The 23238-nt window shown below is 59.7% G+C and carries 21 protein-coding genes, 1 tRNA gene and 1 pseudogene; 8 read left to right on the forward strand and 15 right to left on the reverse strand.

Features of this window, described 5'->3' with window-relative positions; genetic code table 11:
- Positions 1 to 304: 304 nt before the first annotated feature.
- From ACGHEN_RS07095 to ACGHEN_RS07120, 6 genes are all read right to left on the reverse strand, one after another.
- On the reverse strand, positions 305 to 757 hold the full coding sequence (locus ACGHEN_RS07095) for a Lin1244/Lin1753 domain-containing protein (RefSeq protein ID WP_390398422.1): 453 nt from the start codon (positions 755 to 757) through the stop codon (positions 305 to 307).
- A complete protein-coding gene (locus ACGHEN_RS07100; protein ID WP_390398425.1) occupies positions 735 to 995 on the reverse strand; it encodes a hypothetical protein in 261 nt (86 codons plus the stop codon). The genes ACGHEN_RS07095 and ACGHEN_RS07100 overlap by 23 nt, the downstream gene beginning before the upstream one ends.
- A complete protein-coding gene (locus ACGHEN_RS07105; protein WP_390398427.1) occupies positions 970 to 1239 on the reverse strand; it encodes a hypothetical protein in 270 nt (89 codons plus the stop codon). Before ACGHEN_RS07105 ends, ACGHEN_RS07100 begins: the two co-directional genes overlap by 26 nt.
- Positions 1229 to 1633: a hypothetical protein gene (locus tag ACGHEN_RS07110; protein WP_390398430.1), complete on the reverse strand. Its 405-nt coding sequence runs from the start codon at positions 1631 to 1633 to the stop codon at positions 1229 to 1231. Before ACGHEN_RS07110 ends, ACGHEN_RS07105 begins: the two co-directional genes overlap by 11 nt.
- Positions 1634 to 1825: 192 nt before the next feature.
- On the reverse strand, positions 1826 to 2215 hold the full coding sequence (locus tag ACGHEN_RS07115; RefSeq protein ID WP_390398433.1) for a hypothetical protein: 390 nt from the start codon (positions 2213 to 2215) through the stop codon (positions 1826 to 1828).
- Between the two features lie 97 nt (positions 2216 to 2312).
- The gene (locus tag ACGHEN_RS07120; RefSeq protein ID WP_343006852.1) at positions 2313 to 2537 is read right to left on the reverse strand and encodes a helix-turn-helix transcriptional regulator; all 225 of its coding nucleotides are present in this window, start codon (positions 2535 to 2537) and stop codon (positions 2313 to 2315) included.
- A 237-nt stretch (positions 2538 to 2774) separates the two neighbouring features.
- Here ACGHEN_RS07120 and ACGHEN_RS07125 point away from each other — a divergent pair, with 237 nt between their 5' ends.
- Complete coding sequence (locus ACGHEN_RS07125; protein WP_390398436.1) at positions 2775 to 3101, forward strand: helix-turn-helix transcriptional regulator; 327 nt, start codon at positions 2775 to 2777, stop codon at positions 3099 to 3101.
- Positions 3102 to 3168: 67 nt separating this feature from the next.
- A pseudogene (locus ACGHEN_RS07130) lies at positions 3169 to 4122 on the forward strand (recombinase family protein); the annotation flags it as partial.
- 484 nt (positions 4123 to 4606) lie between these two features.
- Here ACGHEN_RS07130 and ACGHEN_RS07135 read toward each other — a convergent pair.
- A tRNA-Ala gene (locus ACGHEN_RS07135) sits at positions 4607 to 4682 on the reverse strand.
- Between the two features lie 136 nt (positions 4683 to 4818).
- Complete coding sequence (locus tag ACGHEN_RS07140) at positions 4819 to 5772, reverse strand: radical SAM protein (RefSeq protein ID WP_390398439.1); 954 nt, start codon at positions 5770 to 5772, stop codon at positions 4819 to 4821.
- 527 nt (positions 5773 to 6299) lie between these two features.
- Between ACGHEN_RS07140 and ACGHEN_RS07145 the strand changes: the two genes are divergently transcribed.
- A complete protein-coding gene (locus ACGHEN_RS07145) occupies positions 6300 to 7499 on the forward strand; it encodes a glycosyltransferase family 4 protein (protein ID WP_390398441.1) in 1200 nt (399 codons plus the stop codon).
- 156 nt (positions 7500 to 7655) lie between these two features.
- Entirely contained in the window at positions 7656 to 8705 is a 1050-nt protein-coding gene (gene trpS / locus ACGHEN_RS07150) for a tryptophan--tRNA ligase (RefSeq protein ID WP_118079659.1), read from the forward strand.
- Positions 8706 to 9099: 394 nt separating this feature from the next.
- On the opposite strand, the gene ACGHEN_RS07155 is transcribed toward trpS, so the two are convergent.
- From ACGHEN_RS07155 to ACGHEN_RS07180, 6 genes are all read right to left on the reverse strand, one after another.
- On the reverse strand, positions 9100 to 9420 hold the full coding sequence (locus tag ACGHEN_RS07155) for an MGMT family protein (RefSeq protein WP_118079657.1): 321 nt from the start codon (positions 9418 to 9420) through the stop codon (positions 9100 to 9102).
- A gap of 137 nt (positions 9421 to 9557) precedes the next feature.
- Positions 9558 to 10412 carry a DegV family protein gene (locus ACGHEN_RS07160; protein ID WP_118079655.1) on the reverse strand — a complete coding sequence of 285 codons (855 nt, stop codon included), beginning with the start codon at positions 10410 to 10412 and terminating at the stop codon, positions 9558 to 9560.
- Positions 10413 to 10531: 119 nt separating this feature from the next.
- A complete protein-coding gene (locus ACGHEN_RS07165) occupies positions 10532 to 10981 on the reverse strand; it encodes a MarR family winged helix-turn-helix transcriptional regulator (protein ID WP_118079653.1) in 450 nt (149 codons plus the stop codon).
- A 173-nt stretch (positions 10982 to 11154) separates the two neighbouring features.
- A complete protein-coding gene (locus ACGHEN_RS07170; protein ID WP_373204320.1) occupies positions 11155 to 11874 on the reverse strand; it encodes a B3/4 domain-containing protein in 720 nt (239 codons plus the stop codon).
- A 227-nt stretch (positions 11875 to 12101) separates the two neighbouring features.
- On the reverse strand, positions 12102 to 13772 hold the full coding sequence (gene pckA, locus ACGHEN_RS07175) for a phosphoenolpyruvate carboxykinase (ATP) (protein ID WP_390398447.1): 1671 nt from the start codon (positions 13770 to 13772) through the stop codon (positions 12102 to 12104).
- Positions 13773 to 14023: 251 nt separating this feature from the next.
- The gene (locus ACGHEN_RS07180; RefSeq protein ID WP_006235464.1) at positions 14024 to 15595 is read right to left on the reverse strand and encodes an L-lactate permease; all 1572 of its coding nucleotides are present in this window, start codon (positions 15593 to 15595) and stop codon (positions 14024 to 14026) included.
- A gap of 179 nt (positions 15596 to 15774) precedes the next feature.
- Here ACGHEN_RS07180 and ACGHEN_RS07185 point away from each other — a divergent pair, with 179 nt between their 5' ends.
- Entirely contained in the window at positions 15775 to 17349 is a 1575-nt protein-coding gene (locus tag ACGHEN_RS07185; protein WP_390398450.1) for a lipopolysaccharide biosynthesis protein, read from the forward strand.
- Positions 17350 to 17667: 318 nt separating this feature from the next.
- On the opposite strand, the gene ACGHEN_RS07190 is transcribed toward ACGHEN_RS07185, so the two are convergent.
- Complete coding sequence (locus tag ACGHEN_RS07190; RefSeq protein ID WP_390398453.1) at positions 17668 to 18507, reverse strand: metallophosphoesterase family protein; 840 nt, start codon at positions 18505 to 18507, stop codon at positions 17668 to 17670.
- A gap of 320 nt (positions 18508 to 18827) precedes the next feature.
- On the opposite strand from ACGHEN_RS07190, the gene ACGHEN_RS07195 reads away from it, so the two are divergent.
- The 3 genes from ACGHEN_RS07195 to ACGHEN_RS07205 all read left to right on the forward strand — a co-directional run bounded on the left by ACGHEN_RS07195 (position 18828) and on the right by ACGHEN_RS07205 (position 23015).
- Positions 18828 to 20429, forward strand: a complete 1602-nt coding sequence (locus ACGHEN_RS07195) for a potassium/proton antiporter (protein ID WP_390398455.1) — start codon at positions 18828 to 18830, stop codon at positions 20427 to 20429.
- 227 nt (positions 20430 to 20656) lie between these two features.
- Entirely contained in the window at positions 20657 to 21781 is a 1125-nt protein-coding gene (gene serC, locus ACGHEN_RS07200; protein ID WP_390398457.1) for a 3-phosphoserine/phosphohydroxythreonine transaminase, read from the forward strand.
- Positions 21782 to 21851: 70 nt separating this feature from the next.
- Entirely contained in the window at positions 21852 to 23015 is a 1164-nt protein-coding gene (locus ACGHEN_RS07205) for a phosphoglycerate dehydrogenase (RefSeq protein WP_390398459.1), read from the forward strand.
- Positions 23016 to 23238: the final 223 nt, after the last annotated feature.

Here is a 23238-nt window from a genome sequence, read left to right on the forward strand (position 1 = left end):
TGCTATTGTTGAAAACTTGTTGAAAACCTGTTGATAACTACTGCTTAAGACTCGAAAACAGGCTTTGGAATCGCTCGAAAAACGAATCGATCAAGAAAGAAGAAGCAAGAAAGAAGAACCTTGCTTGTAAGTCAACATAACAAGCAAGTGCGGGTTTTTGGCTTTGGGTTTGGGTTTTATGACCCAAACCCAAAAACCCGCTTCTGTACTGTTATGTTATGTATTGTTAGGCTTAGCCCAACCTAAAACCGATGGTTTCGCGCTGGTTTCAATCCGCAACAACACAAACATACGCTCTGACCTGCTAGTTTTGCGGGTTTTCCTGCTTCTTTTTCGGCCTGCCGCCCTTAGCTCCGTTGACGCGCTGCTTGCCAAAATAAAGGGCGTTTTTGCACATCCTCTCGCTCTCGATTCGGCCTTTTCCGTCTCTCACGAGCAAGCCGATCTCGAGCAGGCAGTCGATGAAATCTTGTGTCTCGGCGATGCTCACCGTCTCGTCGAAAGCCCCCATCGAGCGCATACCGATTGCGCCGGCTAGAATGAGCCAGTCTTCATCGGTGTCCACCGCAATTGAGTGGTGCTTGGTGCTCGCCAGAAGCTCGCAGAGCCGCCAGTAAGCGCCGTAGCCCTCGTTACCGCGACGCATGAGCAGCCGTTGGCATTTGATGTCCCGCTGCGCGTTAGCGTCGTGCTGGAACCACGCCATGGGTTCCAGCGCCTGATCGTGCACGTCTTTAGGAATCGCCGTCATCGTCATCACCTCCCGTCGTTAATCCATCGCTTGTCCCCTGCTGGTGCCAGCCGTCCCAAAGGCACTTGCCAACCTCGCGGCAGTTAGTCCAGACGGTCGTTCCGCGAAAGCCACACGCGCTCTTGGGCTTTTCGCCGTGCTCGAGTAGATGAAGCTCGAACTGGCATTGCCCGGGCGTTGGCATCGGCTGCTCACCAAAAAGATCGAGCGCCAGCTGCTCAGCGCTCTTTGAGCTGCTGCACATACGCGTTGCACGCCGATTTGGTCATCAAGTTGACAAACATGCCGGGTGTCATATCGTCGAGACTGTCGCTCTCAAGCAGGTCTTTCATGGCTACGATGGGCGTCCCCATGAAACAGAGAGCCAGGTCGGTATCAAGCTCGACGCTCTCACCGCTCTTGGAGTTGAAGACCGTAATGGTGCCGTCGGTCTTGCTGATGTACTCGGCAACGGAATCGAGGAACTTGATTGCTTCTTTACGCTTCATGATGGTTGTTCTCCTTGTCATAGATTGAATTGCGAAGCTTGATGTTCAGCTTCGGATGCCGCTTTAAGAGCCACCGGGCTAAAAGCGGCGTATCCGTGTTGTTAATGCCGTAGACGTGCTCAACGCCGTTGCCATCCACGAATGGCACGCCGACGAGCTTGACAGCGCCCTCGTAGCGCTGCTTCTCAATGAGGTACTTGGCGCTTACTCGGATACCTCGCTGGTCGATTGCGAGTGCCGTAAGCTCAATCTGCCTCAGCGCCCTTGGATTGAGCTCGCACCATAGCTTGAAAAGCTCCTGGCGGTCTTGCAGCCTGAGCGGCACCGGGTACATTGCTAGCCGCTCCTGCCGCATCACGGATTCGAGCGGCTGGGTGTAATCGTCAACATCCATGGCGCTTCCTTGCTTCGCGGCTCATAAAGCGCCTGAACGCCACCTCTGCGACCTCTCGCGGTGCCGATGGCGGCACGGGCAGTCTGTGGCGCGTGCGCACGTCTCCCGCGCCGCTCGCGCCCGGTCTGTGGGCTTCCTCTATGATCAGCCGCGCGACCCAAAAACCGTTCGCGTCACGGTCGAGATAGCCCCTCATTGGTCGACCATTCGGACGATAAACCACAGCTCAAGACCGGCAAGGACGAACGGTAGCCAAGGCAGGTTGTACGTCTCCGTAAGCCAGATAATGGCACCAGCCAGGGCGATAAGCAGGATTCCCGTTGCCGCTAGCACGGCAATAGCACCGCAAAACCACCGCTTAACCGTTGCTAGTGGTGTAACATTCTCGTTGTCATTACTGGTCAAGGTTCTGACATTGCCCGTATCTGGTTGCAGCCAGGTGCGGGCGCTTTTGTTTCGCAAGCTTGCGTCATAGCTTTGACGCGGCGGCAAAATGCCGCCTGCGAAACATCGAGCTTGCGACATTTCACACTCGTCAAAACCACGATGCAAACCGTTGGTTTGCGATTGGGTTTCATACATCTGAAACCCCTCCTTTCTTACTTGCCGATCATGTTGCCGACGGCAACCGCAGTTGCTATGAACAACCAGAGCGTCAATACATCGATAAATTCATCCATTACGCGATTTCCTCCCATCCCATCAAATCGTTAGGGCTGATGTTGGCAACATCACAGATAGCCATGATCTTGTCAGCGCCGGGGATATAGCCCTCGCCGCTCTCGTACTTGACAACGGAATCTTTGGAGATACCAACACGGCTAGCAAATTCATCCTGCGTGATGTCGAGCTTGGCGCGAGCGGCACGAAGATTTGCGGCGAAAACCTCTTTGTTGAACTTCATACGGTTCACCTCCTTTCATTGAGCGATGATTGCAAACCTTGCTTGTCAAGGTTTGCACCCGTATGTTTAGCGGGTTTACCCGTTAAACATACGGCTTTAGGAAGGTTTCTTCCTAACACGCATTGCAGTATAGGCGAGTTTCTTCCTATTGCAAGAGAGAAATATGAAAATATTTGCCTATTCTCGTCCAATAGAATAGAATTCACGGCAGATAGTTGCTAAAACAGGAGGTGTGAAATGAAGCTTGCCATAAAGGGATTGCGAAAAAAGCTGCACATTTCACAAGCGGACTTCGCAAAAGCCGTTGGCGTGTCCATGCGCACAGTCGGATCATGGGAACGTGGCGAATCATTCCCAAACGCCGAACAGGTTTGGAACGCAGCTCTGGCGTTAGGTTGCTCGCCGAATGAGATATTGAGTTGGGATGGTGAAGATAATGAAGGTGACAAAATCACTAGCGATGAACGTGAAATCGTCGATAACTACCGTGACAGCTCGCCGGAATGGCAACAGAACATTTCGATGACCGCCAGGGCTGCGGCATCTGAATCAAAAAGAAAATAAAAAAGCCCCAGCGCTACCGTCCAAAGTCTCGCAGGGGCATACCTAGAAAAGGCAAGGTGATTTTATCATGCCAAAGGGCACGCGTGCCGCCATCTATGCACGTTTTAGCTCGCATAACCAGCGAAGCGAATCAATCGATATTCAGGTAGAAAAGTCACGTGAGTACTGCGCACAAAATGGCCTTGATGTAGTGCGCGTATATAGCGATTACGCGCAGACAGGCCGTGATGTTAGACGCGCTGATTTTCAGCGCATGATGGAAGACGCGAAATTAGGGATATTTGATTATGTGGTGATCTATAAGGTCACGCGCATTATGCGTAACCGCGACGAAATGGCGCTCGCGCGAATTAGGTTGCGCAAGGCAGGCGTTGAAATCCTTTACGCCGGTGAAAGTCTTGGCGAAGGCTCAACGCGCGTCTTGAATCTCGGAATGCTCGAAGTGCTTGCTGAATGGGAAAGCGCGATAGACAGCGAGCGTATCCGCGACGGTATCAACAAGAACGCCCAGCGCGGGATGGCAAACGGTCGCACGCACTACGGCTGGGACATTGTTAACGGGTATTACGAGGTCAACGAGCGCGAAGCCGCCGTGATGCACCGTATGAAAAACATGCTCTTTGCTGGCTCGACTGTAGCCGAAATCAAGCGTGCTGTCGCAGGCGAACGCGGAAAGCGCGGCAAACCGCTAACGCACGGCGTGATAACAAAGCTGCTTAGGCGCGAGCAGAACTGCGGCGTTTATGATTACGCGGGCGTGCGAATCGAAGATGGCATGCCAGCGTTGTGGTCGCGCGAAGACCAGGACATGATCAATAGTATCTTGGGCTCAAACGGGCGCAAACACAACAAGACACGTGACACCAACGATTACCCGCTATCGGGCAAGATGTGGTGCCCAGAGTGCGGTCAATACTACGTTGGCACCTGCGGAACATCTAAAACAGGCCGCGTGTACCACTACTACAAGTGCAAGAAATGTAAGCGCACCTTTAGACGCGATGCCGTTGAAGAAGCCGTGCTTGATACCGTCCTCGAAACGATTAAGAAGCCGGATATACGTCAACGCATCGTTGATGTAATGGCTCTTTACAACGAAATGAATGAAGAGAAGGAAGAACCGGAGAGCAAGCGCATTGAGCGCGAGATAAAGCGCATCGACACGGCGTTTGAGCGTATCTGGCAGGCTATCGAGGACGGTATTGCGCCGCCCGGCGGTAAAGAGCGCGTTGCTATGCTCCGTGAGCAGAAAGCGGCCTTAGAAGCCGATCTGCGGCAGGCTCAAGCTAACGAAGGAGCGAATCTGTCTGGTGAAGCCATAGCAGCTTGGCTCGATCACATTGCGCAGGAACCAGATGCAGCAGAAATCATCGAGACGTTCGTGCGGCTCATTGAAGTAGATGGGGATGAACTCAAGCTTTATTTCGCTTTCGACTACTGGGGCGATGACTTCCAACCCAAACAAAAAAAGGCGAACCCCGAAAAGGGTTCGCCTAATAATCCAATGGTGGAGACGAAGGGAGTCGAACCCTCGGCCTCTGCCATGCGACGGCAGCGCTCTCCCAACTGAGCTACGTCCCCAGGACAAGTTGATATTTTACCTACGGCTCGCCAACTGTCAACGCCCATTACCCAGTCTTTTTGGGACGGGGCTATTTTGACTACTTTTCGAGCAGGCAATCCTCTCGATGATTTTTTAATCCCCGTCCCAGAAAAATCATCGGCGAACGCGTTGCTTTGCGCTGGTAAGGACGCCGGTGGTGTCAAACGCTGGGGTGAAGCTCTCGTCTACCGCGCCGCCCTCTTGCCAGAACATCGTTGTAAAGCCCAGGTCGTCGGCATGGTCGAGCACCTGCTCGTACTCATCGCGCGTCACGGCTCGTGCCAGGTCGCCGCCCTGCTCGCGCATGAGCGCATTGGGCGTGTACTGGTTCATGACCGAGATCGGCACGTCGCCCACCGTCTGCCACACCAGGTCCAACACGCGGCACGAATCGTCCGCATGCCCCGGCAGCACCAGGTGACGCACGATCATGCCGCGCTTCATGAGCCCGTCCTCGTCCACCAGCTCTCCCCCGCGGCGTTCGATCTCGCGTGCCATTTGCGCCAAGCCCGACACGGCCACACGCGGGTAGTCCTTAATGTGGGAGAGCGACTGCGCAAGCCCCGCATCGGCATATTTAAAGTCGGTAAGCCACACGTCGACCAAATCGCCGAGCGCCGCCACGGCACTCGCGCGCTCATAACCGCTCGTGTTGTAGACGATTGGGATGGACAGCCCGCGCGCCCGTGCCGCGGCAATCGCAGCCGGCAGCAGGTGCGCGTAGTGTGTCGCCGTCACCAGGTTAATATTGTTCGCACCCTGGTCCTGCAGCTCCAACATAATCTCGACCAGGCGCTCGGGCGAAATCTCAAGCCCAAAATTGCCCGTCGAGATCTCGTGGTTCTGACAATAGACGCATTTGAGCGAGCAGCCGCTAAAGAAGATCGTGCCCGAACCGGCCTCGCCCGAGATAGGCGGCTCCTCCCACATATGAAGCGCCGCGCGGGCCACCTTGAGCGTGTCGTTAGCACCGCATGCGCCGCGCGCACCCTCATCGCGCGCCGCACCGCAACGGCGCGGACACAAATGGCAGGCGGGCGAAAAAAGTTCGGTCAACGACGTCGGCATAAAAACATGCTCCAAAACAACGATTCAGCAGCTCAAGCGCAAAAGGACCAACCGCACGGACGGCTCAAGCCCAAGGTGCCGTAATCGTCCGACACGATTTTTGTAATGTCAAGACTGGAATCCACAAAGTGCCGCTTTATGATGTAGGTATTCCGCCCCCCGCGGAGCAACTGGGTGAACCGTCGCGTTTATTTAGGGAGCCCACACAGTCGTACCTAGTACAGGTATCCTTCGTTGTTAAGGACGCTGGAACAGTCGATGAGGGCACCCACCTGTTTTAGGTGGGTTCATTTTCGTAACGTGGGGGGTGGTTTTCTTTTGCCGAAACTCGCCATTGCAAATCTCGCCCAGATCCCCAAAAGGCACCAGGCAGAACCCCACCATCACTCGAATATCTGGTAAGCACGTGATTATCGCCCCGTGCAATTCCTCACACCCTCCTTAGTCGAGTATCATGGGTTAGCTATACCCTTTGTGGCGTGGCATCCTTTGACCTTTTCCTTCGACGCTTGGCGGTTTATCGATTTATGGCTTCCTCCACGAGCTTCATACCGTACCTTTGCGTGGCGGCCGCGGCTTTTATCGCGACCTTCCTTGCGGTGCCCCTGGTCAAGCGCCTGGCAATCAAGCTCGACGCCGTCGACTATCCTTCCAAGCGCCGCATCAACACTAAGCCCATCCCGCGCATGGGCGGCACGGCGGTCTTTTTGGGCCTCGTCGTCGCCTGCATTGTGCAAATCCTAGGCACCTGGTACCTGGGCTGGCCACCCGTTTTGGTGCCCCACCCCCGTCTGCACATCAGCTACCCCATACTTGCGCTTTCTTTTACCGTCATCTTTGCGACCGGCGCGATCGACGACATCTTCCAGCTCAAGCCCAAGCAAAAGCTGGCCGGCCAGGTCCTCGCCGCGCTCATCGCCTGCGTGGGCGGCCTAAAAATCGGCGTCATCGTCAACCCGCTTGCCCCCGGCGAGATTATGCTCGGCTGGCTCGCCTATCCCATCACCGTGGTCTACCTGGTGGCGTTCACCAACATCATCAACCTCATTGACGGCCTTGACGGCCTGGCGACGGGCATCTGTGGCATCGCATCGTTCACGATGTTCTCGATGGCCGTTCTCTCGGGCCGCATCGATGCCGCCGCGCTCTCCATCGCGTTGTTTGGTGCCTGCTTGGCCTTTTTGCGCTACAACTTCAACCCCGCGAGTATCTTCTTGGGCGACTCGGGTTCGCTGCTGCTGGGCTTTGCGCTGGGTTCCATCTCGCTGCTCAACGTGAGCCGCACCGCCGCGCTCACCTCGCTCATCATCCCGCTCATCATGGCGGGCGTGCCTATCATCGATACGTTTAGCGCCATTGTGCGCCGCAAGCGCGCCCACATTAGCATTGGGCAGGCCGACAAGGGCCACATCCACCACCGCCTCATTCAAGAGGGCTACAACCAAAAGCAGGCCGTACTGCTCATCTATGCGTGGTGCATTATGCTTTCGGCCGGCGCCGCCGCCATCAATCAGGTCGAAGTGCCCACGCGCGTGCTCATCTTTACCGTGCTCGCCATTGGCTCGGCGGCCTTCGCCAAGCACCTGCACCTGTTTGAGCCCGTGCTGCGCCACCATTACAACAAGCGCACGCACGAGGACGAGCTGGTAACCCCCGACGACCCCGCCTTTAAGCAGGAGGAGCAGGCAGCCGAGGAATGTAAGGAAGAGCGCCACCACAAGCTCTAGGGTAAGCTGCCGAGGATGTGCCCGGGCGCCGCTGACCATGCGCAGCCCCGTGCCCATCGTGCAAGCCACCTCTCCCCCGCCCCTCGCTTACTTACGCCCCGACCCTCCAATAAACGCGTTATCATCTTGACCCATGAACATACGTTAGGAGCAATCATGCCAAACGAGAACAGCTACGAAGTCGCGCTGCAAAAGAGCAACGCCATTCGCGAGGGCCTGGCCAAGACGCCCGAGAAGTTCACCATGCTTACCGGCGACCGCCCCACCGGCCGTCTGCACCTGGGCCACTACTTTGGCACCCTCAAGGGCCGCGTCGAGCTGCAGAACATGGGCGCCAAGACCAACGTGCTCATCGCCGACTACCAGGTCATCACCGACCGCGACACCACCGAGCACATCCAGGACAACGTGTACAACATGGTGATGGACTACCTTGCCTGCGGAATCGACCCCGACAAGACCATGATCTACGCGCACTCCGCCGTGCCCGCCGCAAACCAGCTCATGCTGCCGTTCCTGTCGCTGGTGTCCGAGGCTGAGCTGGCGCGCAACCCCACGGTCAAGGCCGAGATGGAGGCCTCGGGCCACGAGCTCACCGGCCTTCTGCTCACCTACCCGGTGCACCAGGCCTGCGACATCCTGTTCTGCAAGGGCAATGTGGTGCCCGTCGGTCGCGATCAGCTGCCGCACATCGAGCTCACCCGCACCATCGCCCGCCGCTTTAACAACCGCTACGGCAAGGTGTTCCCCGAGGTCGATGCGCTGCTGTCCGAGACCCCACTGCTGCCCGGCCTGGACGGTCGCAAGATGAGCAAGAGCTACGGCAACGCCATCAACATCTCGATGACCGCCGAGGAGACGGCCAAGCGCATCAAGAAGAGCCAGACCGACTCCGAGCGCATGATCACGTTCGACCCCGAGAACCGCCCCGGCGTGTCCGGCCTGCTTTCGACGGCCGCCATCTGCACCGGCCGCTCCGAGGTCGAGATTGCCGAGGAGATCGGCATGGGCGGCTCCGGCCAGCTCAAGAAGTACGTGACCGAGGCCGTCAACGAGTACTTCGCCCCGATCCGTGAGCGTCGTCAGCGCTACGAGAACGATCTGGACTACGTGAAGGACGTGCTGCACGAGGGCAACCGTCGCGCCAACGAGATCGCCGAGCAGACCCTGGCCGAGGTTCGGGACGCCATGGGCATGGTGTACTAGACCGACCTGCTGGTTTGAACTTTCGATTGCTATAGGGCGGGCGCTACGGCGTCCGCCTTTTTTTGGTGCCCGACCGGTTCGGCTCCGCCCATCGCACTCCCCCGACAAACGGGAACGGGCCCGCCGGCAGTCAGTTGCCAGCGGGCCCGTTCCCGAAGTACACCGTTGAATCGCACAGAGGGGAGGGATGCGAATCAAACTCAACAGGGCAGGCTTTTTCATCGCCTATTGCCCGCTCCGTTGTTGAATAAAATATAGTTCACCGTGGTTTACTTTGCAGCATCAATATGAGCCGCCATAGCTTCTCCATAAGTTAGCCCCGGTAAACCTACAACGGAAAACCGCCGCAAAGGGGACAGGCACCTTTGTGGTAGTTTTGGCCACGGCAGATCTGTTAGAGTCCGGCGGGCCAGCGACAGGCGCCCAGATCGACGTGCATGGGGTCGACAAACGTCACGCCCTCCCCTAGCAAAAGCTCACGTTGAGCATCGGGACCGCCAAAAGCAAAACCCTCGCATATGCGCCCGTCGGCAAACACCACGCGATGGCAGGGTATCTCGCCGGGGCGCGGATTGCTGTGCAGGGCATACCCCACGTACCGCGCACTTCGTGGACGACCGGCAAGCAGCGCCACCTGACCATACGTGGCGACCATCCCTTCGGGGATCTGCTCGACCACCTCGTACACCCGTTCAAAAAAGCCCTCAGACGCCATCGCTCGCTCCCTTCTCCGCATTAACAGCATAAAGAAATGATCCCTTGGGGACGGAGGAAAACGGATCATTCGCGGCCTCCGTGCGGTCGATGATCCGTTTTCCTCCGTCCCCAAGGGATCATTTGTTGGCAGGTTGGTTAGTTGGCGGGCTGGAAGAAGGCTACGGCTACGGCACCGGGGCCTACGTGGGTACCGATGGTGGCACCGATGGTGTGAACGGGCAGCTCGCCCTCGGTGTGGCCAGCCCACAGTGCCGCGCTGTCCTCGATATACTTCTTGAGCACCGCATCCGAAAGGCCCGTATAGCCGAGCGCCAGCGGCATGGAAAAGTCGATGCCGCCCGCCTTTTCGACCTTTTGGTTCAGCAGGTTGCGGCCGTTCTTGGAACCGCGCGCCTTTCCCAGCTGCACAATCAGACCGTCCTCGGCAGCTACCACGGGCTTTACGTTGAGCAGCGTACCCACGGCGCCGGCAGCAGCAGACAGGCGACCGCCGCGCACCAGGTACTCCAGCGTCTCGAGCAGGCCGATAACCACCACGCGGTCGCGCACGGCCTCGACCGCCGCCGCGATCTGGGCCGCGCTACGGCCCTCGTCCACCAAGCGCAGCGCATACTCAACCAGAATGCGTTCACCCAGGGTGACGTTGTTGCTATCAACCACGTACACATCGCCGCCCGGCGCCTCGGCTAGTGCGGTACGGGCGCTCTGATTGGTGCCCGACAGCTTAGCGCCCACGGTAATAATCACAGCCTCATCGCCGGCTTCGCGAATCTCGGCGATAGCCTGCGAGAACGCGTACGGGTTGACCTGGCCGGTCTTGGGCAGCTCATCGCGCTCCACGAGCATCTCGTAAAAGCGCTGGTGATCGATGTCGACGCCATCCATGTACACATCGGTGCCAAAGGTGACGGACAGCGGCAAAACGTCCAGTGCCGGGTGCTCGGCCGGCGACATATCGCTTGCGGAATCGGTAATAATGCGGACGGACATAGCGAATCCTTTCTTGCGCAGGTCCCGCGCAGGGAATTTTGACAGCAATGCCCCGGCACGGTATACGCGCTCAAACGGGACGATGCAGTTGTTAATGGGAAGCAAATGCCTAGGCGGCCCTACAGCTCGCGCAAGGTGTTGAGAATCGTACGCAGCGACGCATACATCTGCTCACGCTGCTCCACGCCCATGGCCTTGCCGGTGGTGTCGAGCACTTCACGAATAATGCAATCGGCCTCGTTCATGCTCTCGCCGCCCAACGTGGTCAGGCGAACCGGGGCGCGATACTTAACGGCGGCATCGCCCGAATCGTCGACTTCGACGTAGCCGCCCTCCTCCAGATGCGCCAGCGTGCGCGAGACGGCAGCGCGGGTCACGCCAGCCATGCGGGCGAGGTCGGCACCAGTCAGGCCGTCCTTGCTGCGCTCAAGATAGTACAGGCACATGATGTCGGAGCCCTTAAGGCCCAGCCTTGCGCCCTCAGATGTCTTAATGCGCTGGATCTCCTTGTAGAGTCCACTGATCAGTCCGACAAAGTCCTCGAAACGTGTCTCGTCGCTCTGTTGCATGGGAGACGACCGCCTTTCGCTTGCATAATGCTAACGGGTAAACATCTTAGCCGTACCCAGCGACCGCAAGCCCCGCACGCCCTATTTGTTAACTCATCAACATAAAAACCACCACAAAGGGGACAGGCACCTTTGTGGTGGTTTTGACCGGCGAGTATGATTTGCAGAAGTTGCTACAGCTCCACGCGGGGATTGTCGCGGGTCACAAGCGTCTTAACGACAACCGTCGCTCCCAGATAGCGCTCGAGCAGATCGGCAAGACGGTCGATGGCGGCCTGGCAGTCCCCCATTCGCTCGGGCTCTACGCACTCAATCGCCAGGAATGCGTCGGCCGAATCGTCGGATAGAGCCGTTCGAACGCCGTCGCGCCAGTTCCAGCAGCGGCACACGGCGCCCGCATCGTCAATGTAGGCGAGCTCGCCGGGCAGCGTCGGGTCGTCCGCTTCCTCGCCAAGCGGCAGGAACGCATCCCCGCCGTCGGTCACCTTCAGGCGAAGGTCCCCCTCAATCGCATGCAGATCCTCGCCTCCCACGGGCAGTGCATAGGACAGCGACACCGTGTTATAGATATCCACCGCGGGCGTAATGTGGCCCACCGGCTTGCCCTTGAGCACGCGCTTGAGCAGGTTCTCGATTGAACAGCGCGCGCCCTTTTTGGTCTTGAACAGACGATAGGCCTCGCGCCATGCCTTGACCGGTGCGTTCTCGCTGATTGTATCGCTGGTCAGATGACGCTCCGCATCGATATTGGCACGGTCGAGCAGCGCCGCTATCGCGTCCACATCCTCTTGAGGTATCTGGGCCGCGGGCTTCATACCCTCCACGACCACAACACCGACCGCCGCCTGAGGAAACAGCTCCCAAAATGAATCCTCGGCAATAAAGCTCTTCATACATGCTCCCTTCACGATTCGCGCCCGAGCGAGGGCACCCAAACAAAAAGCGCCCTTACGACGGCCACCTTCAAAGTCCTACGGTGCCGCCACAAGAGCGCTTACGCTGCCCCCATCCGGAGAAGGGGGCGAGATGTCAGGCATATTGTAACCCGAGTCATCCGCGCGAGCAAAACCACCACAAAGGTGCCTGTCCCCTTTATGGTGGTTTTGGGTCTGAGGCGACGCTAGCGGCGGAGTCCCAGCAGGCCGCGGCCGCGATGACGGGCGTCGGCGGGCACTTGAGCGTGCGGGCCGGCGGCCTTGACGGACTCGGGCAGGTGCGAGTACTTCTTCTCGAAGTTCTCCTCAAACATCACCGCCAGGTTGTGCGCTGCCTCGTCGTAGCGAGCGGTGCTCTGCCAGTACTGGCGCGGCACCAGGATGCCCTCGGGCACACCGTGGCACGTAGTGGGAATGTCAACGTTAAAAATATCGTCGTGCACAAACTCGCTGTCCTCGATGGTACCGTCGAGGGCGCGGGCCACCAGGGCGCGCGTGTAGGCAAGCTCGATGCGATGGCCCACGCCATAACCGCCGCCAATCCAGCCGGTGTTGACCAGATAGACGCGCGTGCGACCGTCGGCGATACGCTCACCGAGCATCTTGGCATAGACCATGGGGTCGAGCGGCATAAACGGCTCTCCGAACAGCGAGGAGAACGTGGGCGTGGGCTCGGTGACGCCGACCTCGGTGCCGGGGATCTTGGCCGTAAAGCCCGTCACAAAGTGATACATGGCGGCGTCGGCCGTCAGGCGCGAGATGGGCGGCAGCACGCCAAAGGCATCGCAGGTCAAAAACAGCACGACGCTCGGGGTGGTGCCCATGCCCTTGGTCCACGCGTTGGGAATATGCTCGACGGGATAGGCCACGCGCGTGTTGTGCGTGATCGAGACGTCATCGTAGTTGGGCTTGCGATTCTCGTCGAGCACCACGTTTTCGCAGATGGCGCCAAAGCGAACGGCGTTGAAGATCTCGGGCTCGTGGAACGCGTCCAGGCCCTCGCACTTGGCGTAGCAGCCGCCCTCGACGTTAAAGATGCCCATGTCGGACCAACCGTGCTCGTCGTCGCCGATCAGCAGGCGCGTAGGGTTGGCCGAAAGCGTGGTCTTGCCCGTGCCGGAGAGGCCAAAGAACACCGCGGTCTCGTGCGTGACGGGATCCATGCTGGCCGAGCAGTGCATGGGCAGCACGTCGTCCTCGACGGGCAGCAGGTAGTTCATGACGCTGAAGATGGACTTTTTGATTTCGCCGGAGTAGCCGGTGCCGGCAACCAGAATCACACGCTCCTGGAAGTTGATAACCACGGCGGCGCTGGAGTTGAGGCCCTTGATGGCGGGGTCGCACTGGTAACCGGGCGCCGCGAGCACACAAAAGTCCGGCTCGCCGGTGCGCGCAATTTCGCGGGCGAGCGGACGGGCGAGCATCTGCTTAATAAAGAGCGCCTGGCTGGCACGCTCGCAGGCGACGAGCAGGCGACGCGTGTGGTTGCGGTCGGCGCCGGCCATGCCGCGGGTGACGAACACATCGCGCTCGTTGAGATAGTCGACAATACCGGCCTTGATGGTCTCGTAGCTCTCGATCGAAAGCGGTCGGTTGACGGCGCCCCAGGCAATCTTATCGTGGACATCGGGGGTGTCAACGATAAAGCGATCGTTGGGGGAACGGCCGGTGCGCTCCCCCGTCTCGATCACCAGCGCGCCGTTGGATGCCATGCGGCCTTCTTCGCGGCGGATGGCGTGCTCGACGAGCTCCGCGGCGGGTAGATCGACCAACAGGCGGGGCTGATTATCGGCGGGATCTTCGACCAGCGTAATGCCAAAGTTGGACAAAACTTCTGCAGGGGTAACACCAGGCATGGGGCCTCCTTTAAAAACGCGACACGCGGACGCAGCGCGCACTTTACTCACGTAAAGCCCGTTGTACCCGATATGCAAAAACGTTTTTGCGGCAACGGCGAAGCGCCCGCCCAACGGTCAAAAATCGCAGGCAAGCGGCCTAGTCATTGGGGACGTTCTTACACGACCAGTCGTTGGGGACACTTATGAACAGGCAACAACCAAGGAGTGTCCCTAGATGCCGGCACTTAGGGACGTTCCCAAAGTGCCGACTACAGCGGCAGGCCTTGGCCGAGCATGGCGATGACGCTCATGAGGACCAGCATGCCGGCGGCGTAGGGCAGCACTGCGCCCAGGAGCTCGGCGTCCTTACCGCGCACGTGCACGGCAGCGAGGCCAATCGCGAGCGTCTGCGGCGAGACCATCTTACCGGCGGCGACACCCAGGGCGTTCAACGCAACCATCCAGTAGTCGCTCACACCCAGCGCCGAAGCGGCCTGGCTCTGAATGGGACCAAACAGCATGCCCGACGATGTGCCCGAACCGGTCACGAACGCACCGACGGCACCGATCCACGGGGCCAGAATCGGGTACAGACCACCGGCGACGGCAATGCAGAACGCACTGATCGAAGAGATCATGCCCGCATAGCCCATCACCTTGGCACAGCCCAGCACCGAAAGCATCGTGATTACCGTCGGCATCATCTGCTTCACAGTCGCGGCCAGCACCTCGCCCATCATGCGCGGCGAAGCCCCCTGAATGGCGCCGCCGATAAACGCGGCCAGGAAGATCCAAACACCCGGCGTGTTAATCCACGAAAACGTGAGCGTGCCGGGGTTCTCGCCGCAATACACCTGCACGTGACTCGCAAAGGGCGCAAGCGCGGCATGCACGGCGGGCACCAGGTTGGACGTACCCAACAGCAGTACAAAAATCAGGATGAAACACGACCAGGCAGAAAGCGCCGACTTAGCGGTGAGCTGCTCACCGGCCTCGATATTCATGTGAAAGCGCGCGTCCAGGTGACCGGACTTCTCGGCGCGCATGGCAAGCGCGGCGGTCAGCGCGAGCGACACGATGGAGCCCACGACCACGGCAAGCTCGGGGCCCACAAACATAGCGACGACCAGGGCAGCGCCGACAAAGGACGCGCCAGAGAGCAGCGCGATACCGGCCACGCCGTGCAGGCGCTCGCCTACGCTCGCAACATCGCCTTGATCGTCGGTCACGCGGCCCGCAACCAACACGATGAGCAGCGGCATCACCACAAAGAACGGTGCGAGCTGCACCAGCTGAACGGTCGCCAGGTGCAGGGAATCCAGACCCACCAGGTCGGCAACGGACACCGTGGGGATGCCGATGGAGCCGTAGGGCGTGGGCACGCCGTTGGCCAGCAGGCAGATCAGCACGGCAGGCACGGCCTCAAAACCAAGGCCCGCGAGCATGCCGGCGGGAATGGCGACAGCGGTACCAAAGCCAGCCATGCCCTCCATAAAGCCGCCGAAGCACCACGCCACGAGCAGCGCCAGCAGACGGCGATCGCTGCTGATGGAGGTGATCATGCTGCCGATCACGTCCATGGCGCCCGTGCGAACGCAGAGGTTATACGTAAAGACGGCGGCGATAATCACCAACACGATGGGCCACAGCGCCATCAAAAAGCCCTCGAGCGAGGCCGTGGCTATCTGCGCCACCGGCAAATGCCACCACGCAAAGGCGAGCACGCACGAAAGAACAAACGAACCAATCGCGGCTTTCCAGGCCGGCCATTTAAAGCACAGCAGCATCACGACAAGCCAGATGATAGGCACAAGAGCCAGCAAAAATGCGGCGACGTCCATGGGTAAAAGCTCCTTGGTACCGCGAGGGCGGCATCGGGGGTGTCATAAAACTTGAACAGGATAACGCACGCTTACCGACAATTTTCTGCCGCCTGCCGAAATATTGAACAATCCGTTCAAAAACACGAGCAAACACCGCCGCGTCTATACTAGAGCGCAGCAATAGAAAGGACTCCGCCTTGAGCATCACGCCCCTCGATAGCATCCGCCGCGCCATCGCCCGCCGCAACGGCGTCACCGACCCCACCGTATCGGGCGGGGCGCACGGGCAGGGCGGACGCATCGAGAACGGCCTGTTCCCCGCATCGCACACCGCCGAGGAGCTCGCACGAATCCAAGAGCTAAGCCAGCGTAACGCCGGCGGTCCCGACAGCAACCAGGCCACACGCCGTCGCCGCGAGCGCGATCGCCAGCCCGGCCCCATCCACCGCATGGTCAATGCCTGGTGGAACCGCCTGCTCGGAGCCGTCTACGGCGGCGGCTTCTCCACGCAAGAAGCCGAGTACGAAGATCATGCCACCCGTCGCGACTACCTTTGGAATACCCTGGGCACCGCCGTATGGGGCATGGCGTTTCCTCTGCTCACCATCGTGTCCACGCAGCTCGTGGGCGCCGAGGAAGCCGGCAAGTTCTCCATTGCGTTTGTCACCGGCACGCTCATCATGATCGCGTGCAACTACGGCGTGCGCAATTTTCAGGTCTCGGACATCGACGAGAAGGCGTCCTTTGCCTCCTACCAGCTCAACCGCTGGCTTTGCGGAGCATTCGCGCTGGCCTGCGGCCTTGCATACAGCAGTGCCCGCGGCTACGACGCGCAGATGGCAACGATCGGCCTGGGCGTCTACCTGTATAAGGTGATCGACGGCGTGGCGGACGTGTACGAGGGCCGCCTGCAGCAGGCCGATAAACTCTACCTGGCCGGCATGAGCCAAACGCTGCGCTCCGTCGGCGTCATCGCGGTCTTTAGCGTGGCGCTGTTCCTTACGCGCAGCATGCCCATCGCGGCCATGGCCATGGGTGTCACCGCCATCGTCTCGCTCGTGCTGGTCACCGCGCCGCTGGCCCTGCTCGAAACCGAAAAATCGCGTCGCGTGAGTCTGCGCGAGGTCGGCCACCTGTTTGTCCAGTGCGCCCCGCTCTTTGGCGCACTGTTCCTGTTCAACCTCATCGAGAGCATGCCCAAGTTTGTGATGGAAGGCACGCTGGCCTACAAATATCAGCTGTACTTTAATGCCCTGTTCTTTCCGGCGCAGGCTATTTTGCTGAGCATTGGATTTGTCTATAAACCGCAGCTTTTGCGTCTGTCGAGCATTTGGGCGAACCCGCGCAAACGCCGCCGTTTTGACTTAATTATTGTCGCCGTCATGGCGCTGATCGTGGCCATCACCGGCGTATGCGCCGCATTTATGGCAGGCCCCGGTATTCCCCTCATGAGCTTTATGTACGGCCTCAACTTTGAGCGCTACCGCGCATTGGCGCTGCTGATGGTCGTCGCCGGCGGCGTAACCGCGGCCATCGATTTTATCTACGCCATTATCACGGTGCTGCGCCACGCTGGAGACGTCACCAAGATCTACCTGATCTGCTTTGCCGTGAGCGTGGTGCTCCCGGTGATCCTGATCAACCTGCTGGGCCTGATGGGCGCCGTCGTGAGTTACCTGGCTATCATGGCCCTGCTGCTGGTGCTGCTGATTGTCGAGTACGCCCACATCCGCCAACGCATCGAACGCGACCGCAACCCATACGGCGCCTAATTAGCTGCCCCCGGTCACCGGAATTTGCGATGGAATCACCCCGGCTGGGGTCTCGTTGCGGACAATATGCATCACGCAAAACTAAGTGAGTAGACTTTTACCGAATCCCCGACCACACCGACAAAGCACAAGTCTGTGACCTGCGGTTTTATTGAGGCGAACATGTTGAGTGCTCGGCATTTTCAAAAAAGTCTACTCACTTAGCCAGCGGGCGGCCAAATGATTATTTAATCCCCGTCCCAGAAAAATCAATTAGCGGGCAGAAGGGCAAAAGTAGTCAAAAAGGCCCCGTCCCAAATTAGCTACCCTTTGCAGCGATTATTCGCCCGGGTTGATGTTCGCATAAAACTCCGCCCCGTCGTCCAGGCGCAGGATCCCGACGCGGCCGAACTCGGAACCGGTGGCCGCCGCACAGTCGATATCGATGCGGTCGGGCACGCCGGCGGTATCCTCGCCACCCAGGCGCACCATCCGCCCGCGGCCCGACTCCTCATCGAGCCCTGCCAGGCCGCCAACCTCGCAATAGCGCCCCAGCGACACCGTGGGCGTGTGGCCGCTCACCACGACCGGACCCTTGCCCTCGGCAGAGAGCAGCCCCGTCGGGGCATCCCAATAGCCATGGCGAATCCAGAGCAAGTCATCGGACGACTGTACGGCGAGCATTTGCTGCAGCAGCTCGCGATCGGCATCGACCGCTCCCCTGCCGTCGCCGCAATCGACACCATGCTCAAGCAAAAACGCACGCGCCGCCTCGGTCTGAATGCCGGCGTGTACCAGCAGGTACGGCCGCTCGGCAGTCTCGACCACCGCATAGAGCGGCAGGGCAGCAGCCCAGCGCACTAGCTCCTCGTATGCCTCAAACTCCATTTCGTTAAGCTGTTGGCGCGTGGTCCATCCGCCGTTGATATCCCAGGTCTCGGCATCGAGCGGGTCCTGGCCAATGATCGCGTCGAGCATAATCTGCTCGTGGTTGCCCTTAAGCACGCGAGCGTTGGGCAGCGACCGCACCAAGTTAATGACACCGACCGGATCGGAACCGCGGTCGATCATGTCGCCCAGCACATACAGCGTGTCGTCGGACGTCAGCGAGATCTTGGAAAGGACCTCGTCCAGCGCGCGCACGTGCCCGTGAGCATCAGATGTCACATAGATCGCCATGGAACGCCTTTCCCTGCATTACGGCCGAAGCCCGATGCCACGACTAAAACTTCAAGTTGAACTTAAACGTTACCCATTGTACTCCGTTGCAATAAAGCTGGAAAGTACCACCGCTGCCAACGGTCACAAGCGGCCGCCCGCACGCCCCGAAAACACCGCGCCACCAGCATCAACATCCCACCCAGCGCCTCCCGCGCCCCAGCCTCGTGTCGATAATGCGAACGCCCGCGGCTCGGCCCCATAAACCCACCACCTTTGGGTACAAATAACCACAGATAATTGACCGTGCCACGCAAACCACCCAGGAGCGGACACTATCCATGAACCAGATCCTTCTTTTTATCGGCCTCGTCATCATTTTGTGCCTGACCATCAAACCCGTCGGCAAAAAGCTCCCCTTCCCCACCCTGCTCATCTTTATCGCGCTCGGCATGCTGTTGGGCGTCAACGGCCCGGCGCACATCGACTTTAGCGACTACGCGCTTACCGAAACCGTCTGCAGCACGGCGCTGCTGTTCATCATGTTCTACGGCGGCTTTAACACCAACATCGACCGCGCCAAGCCCGTCGCCGCGCCCGCGGTGCTGCTGAGCACGCTCGGCGTCGTCGTCACCGCCGGCATCACCGGCGCGTTTGCGCACTTCGTGCTGGGCTTCGACTGGATCGGCGGTCTGCTGCTGGGCTCGGTTGTGGCGTCGACCGACGCGGCGAGCGTTTTTAGCGTGCTGCGCGAGCACAACCTTTCACTAAAGGGCGGCACCGACTCGCTGCTCGAGGTCGAATCGGGCTCCAACGATCCCGTCGCCTACATGCTCACCGCCGTGCTCGCCACACTCGCGGCCGGCGGCGACATTAACATCCCCGTGCTGTTGGCCAAGCAGATCATCCTAGGCGTGGGGCTGGGCCTTGCCATCGGCTGGACATCCAGCCGCCTGATCGAGCGCGCGCATGCAACAGCCGAGGGCGCGCAGACCATCTTTTTGTTCGCCGTGGCAATCGTCACCTACGCGCTGCCGAGCTATCTAGGCGGCAACGGCTTTTTGGCCGTATACCTGGCGGGCATTGTGCTGGGTGCCAGCGACATCACCGGCAAGGTCGAGATGGCGCACTTCTTTGACACCCTTACCGAGATGGCCGAAATGACCATCTTCTTCTTGCTCGGCCTGCTCGTGACGCCCGCGCGCCTGCCGCAAATGCTGCTGCCTGGCCTGGCGCTCATGGCGTTTATGCTCTTCGTGAGCCGCCCCATCGCCGTCGGTCTGCTGCTGGCGCCCTTTAAGACCAATCCTCGCCAGGTCGCACTCGTAAGCTGGGCGGGCCTGCGCGGCGCGGCTTCGGTCGTGTTTAGCCTCTTTGCCGTGGTGGTCGGTGTTCCCGGTGGGCACGACCTATTTGACCTGGTCTTTGTGATTGCCGTGTCGAGCATTGTAGTGCAGGGCTCGCTGCTACCGGCAGTGGCGAAAAAGCTCGACATGATCGACGCGGAAGGCGACGTGCGCCGCACGTTTAACGATTACCGCGACGAGGACGGCATGTCGTTCGTTAAGCTCAAGGTAGGCGCGGGCCATCCGTTTGCCGGGCGCTCGCTCGCCGATATTGGCAGCGTCGCCGACATGCTCGTGGTCCTGGTGCTGCGCGACGGTGCGCACCCGGTGCTACCCAACGGCGATACCGTAATTGAGGAAGGAGACCTTCTGGTGATGGCCGCGCCGACGTTTGAAGAGCGTGCCGAGGTAACATTGCGCGAGGTCACCGTAACGCCCCACGGTCGCCTGGCAGGACTGCGTCTGCGCGACGTGCCACAAGGCAAGCACCCGTTTATCGTGGTGATGCTCAAGCGCGACGGCCAAACGATCATCCCCGACGGCAACACCCTCATATACGCCGGCGACGAAGCCGTCATCGCCACACTGGCGTCGTAGTGACCAGGAAGTGGCTAATTTGCGACGAAGAGATCAAGCGCCTAGAGAACCTCATGCCTTCGCTCACAGATTCGGATTTGCCTGAGGAGTAAAGCACCCCTCCCCCATGTAACCATCCTGTAAATCATAGCGGCGCACTCGGGTTTTGTTGTGATGCGGTCGCGCCTGGCGCTCCACTGTGCTAAAGTATCCCGAACGTTCAAACGACTACGAGGGGGAACTAGAAGATGGCACGTGTGCACAACTTCTCAGCTGGCCCGGCTGCACTGCCCACAAGCGTGCTCGCCGAGATCGCCGACGAGATGATGGACTACCGCGGTTGCGGCATGTCCGTGCTCGAGATGAGCCATCGATCTAGCATGTACCAGCAGATCATCGATGACGCCGAGGCAACCCTGCGTCGCCTGCTGAGCATCCCCGACAACTACCGCGTCCTGTTTTTGCAGGGCGGCGCCACGCTGCAGTTTGCGGGCATCCCCATGAACCTCATGCGCCGCGGCCGCGCCGGCTACGTCGTGACCGGCAACTTTGCCAACAAGGCGTACAAGGAGGCCGCCAAGTACGGCGAGGTCGTGCTGCTCGCGAGCTCCGAGGACACCAACTTCGACCGCATTCCCACCATGTCCGACGTCAACGCGCGCATTGCCGCCGAGGCCGCGGGCGACGGGCTCGACTACGTCTACATCTGCCAGAACAACACCATCTTTGGCACCATGTACCACGAGCTGCCCACTTGCGGCGATGTGCCGCTGGTCGCCGATGTCTCGAGCTGCTTTTTGTCGCAGCCGCTCGACGTTGAGCGCTACGGGCTCATTTACGCCGGCGCACAGAAAAACGCCGGCGCCGCGGGCGTGACCGCGGTCATCGTGCGCGACGACCTCATCGCAGATGGCCCCGCCTTTGCGCAGACGCCGCAGTACCTGGACCTTAAGACCCAGGCCGCCAAGGGTTCCATGCTCAACACGCCCAACACCTTTGGCATCTACGTGTGCGGCAAGGTGTTCCATTGGGTGGAGCAGACCGGTGGACTTGCCGCCATGGCCGAGCGCAACTGGGCCAAGGCCAACCTGCTCTACGACCTGCTCGAGCACAGCGAGCTTTTCCATGGCACCACGCAAGCCGACAGTCGCTCCATCGCCAACGTCACCTTCCGCACCGGCGACGCCGAGCTCGATGCGACCTTTGTCGCAGGCGCGGCCGAACACCAGATTCAAAACGTCAGGGGCCATCGCCTGGTGGGCGGCATGCGCGCCAGCGTCTACAACGCCGTAACCATGGAAGACGTGCAGGCCCTGGCCTCGTACATGAAGGACTTCGAAGCACAGCATAGTTTGAGTCCGCGATCTAACTAGCCCGCAACGCGCGGGCCGACCAGCCACTTCAAACCACCTGTTTAAACCAAACCTGCTAAGGAGTTTTTCCATGCGTAAGATTAAGACCATCGACGACATCACTAAAGACGGCAAAGTCGAGTTTGGCGAGGGCTACGAATTTGTGGACACCGCCGAGGAGGCCGACGCCATCCTGATGCGCTCCACCGACCTGCACGGCTACGAGCTGCCCGAGGGTATCCGCGCCATCGCCCGCTGCGGCGCCGGCGTCAATAACATCCCCGTCGAGGAGTACGCCAAGAAGGGCGTCGTCGTCTTTAACTCCCCCGGCGCCAACAGCAACGCCGTCAAGGAGCTCGTCCTGGGCATGCTGGTGCTCTCGAGCCGCGGCGTGGTGCAGTCGATGAACTGGGTGCGCGACAACGCCGACGACCCCGAGATTCAGGTCGATGCCGAGAAGGCCAAGAAGGCCTTTGTGGGCCGCGAGCTCAAGGGTAAGCGCATCGGCGTCATCGGTCTGGGCAACGTGGGCTCCAAAGTCGCCAACGCCTGCGTCGATCTGGGCATGGACGTTTACGGCTACGATCCGTTCATTTCCGTCGAGCACGCATGGGTGCTGAGCCGCGAGGTGCAGCGCGTGGGCACGCTCGAGGATCTGTGCCGCGGCTGCGACTACCTCACCGTGCACGTACCCAGCAAGGCCGACACCATCGGCATGATCAGTACCGAGCAAATCAACCTGCTGGCACCCGACGCCGTGCTCATCAACTACGCGCGCGAGACCATCATTGACGAGGACGCCGTCGACGCCGCCCTGCGCGAGGGCAAGCTTAGCTGGTTTAGCTGCGACTTTGCCACGCCCAAGACCGTCAAGATGCCCAATACGTTTATCACCACGCACTCGGGCGCCGGCACCGGCGAGGCCGAGGCCAACTGCGCCGACATGGCGATCAGCGAGCTCAAGGATTACCTGGAAAACGGCAATATCGCGCACAGCGTCAACTACCCCGCCTGCAGCATGGGCAAGGCGCGCGCCGCGAGCCGCATCGCCTGCCTGCACGCCAACGTGCCCAACATGATCGGCCAGATCACGGCCATTCTCGCCAAGGACAACGCCAACGTGCAGCGTATGACCAACGAGTCCGCTGGCGAGAACGCCTACACCATGTTCGACACCGACGAGCACCTGAACAGCAGCACCATCGAGGCGCTCAAGCAGATTCCGTCGATGTATCGCGTGCGCGTGATCAAGTAGCGTCGGCGCCAAGCCTGCCAGACAGACCACGAAGTCCATTCGGCCCCCGTTTTCACGAAACGGGGGCCGATTTCGTTGCTCCGGCTGGTTTTGAAAATGCTACCCATAATAAGTTTTTTCGGATAATCGACAGTGAGGCCCTAGTCGCTAAGCACAACTGCTTTTACAAACAGCTTTATCAGGGGTTTTAGTAGGTAAAAATCGATCTCTATATGCCAAACTA

The organism is Collinsella sp. i06-0019-1H4 (assembly GCF_042849575.1).
Taxonomy (GTDB): Bacteria; Actinomycetota; Coriobacteriia; order Coriobacteriales; family Coriobacteriaceae; genus Collinsella.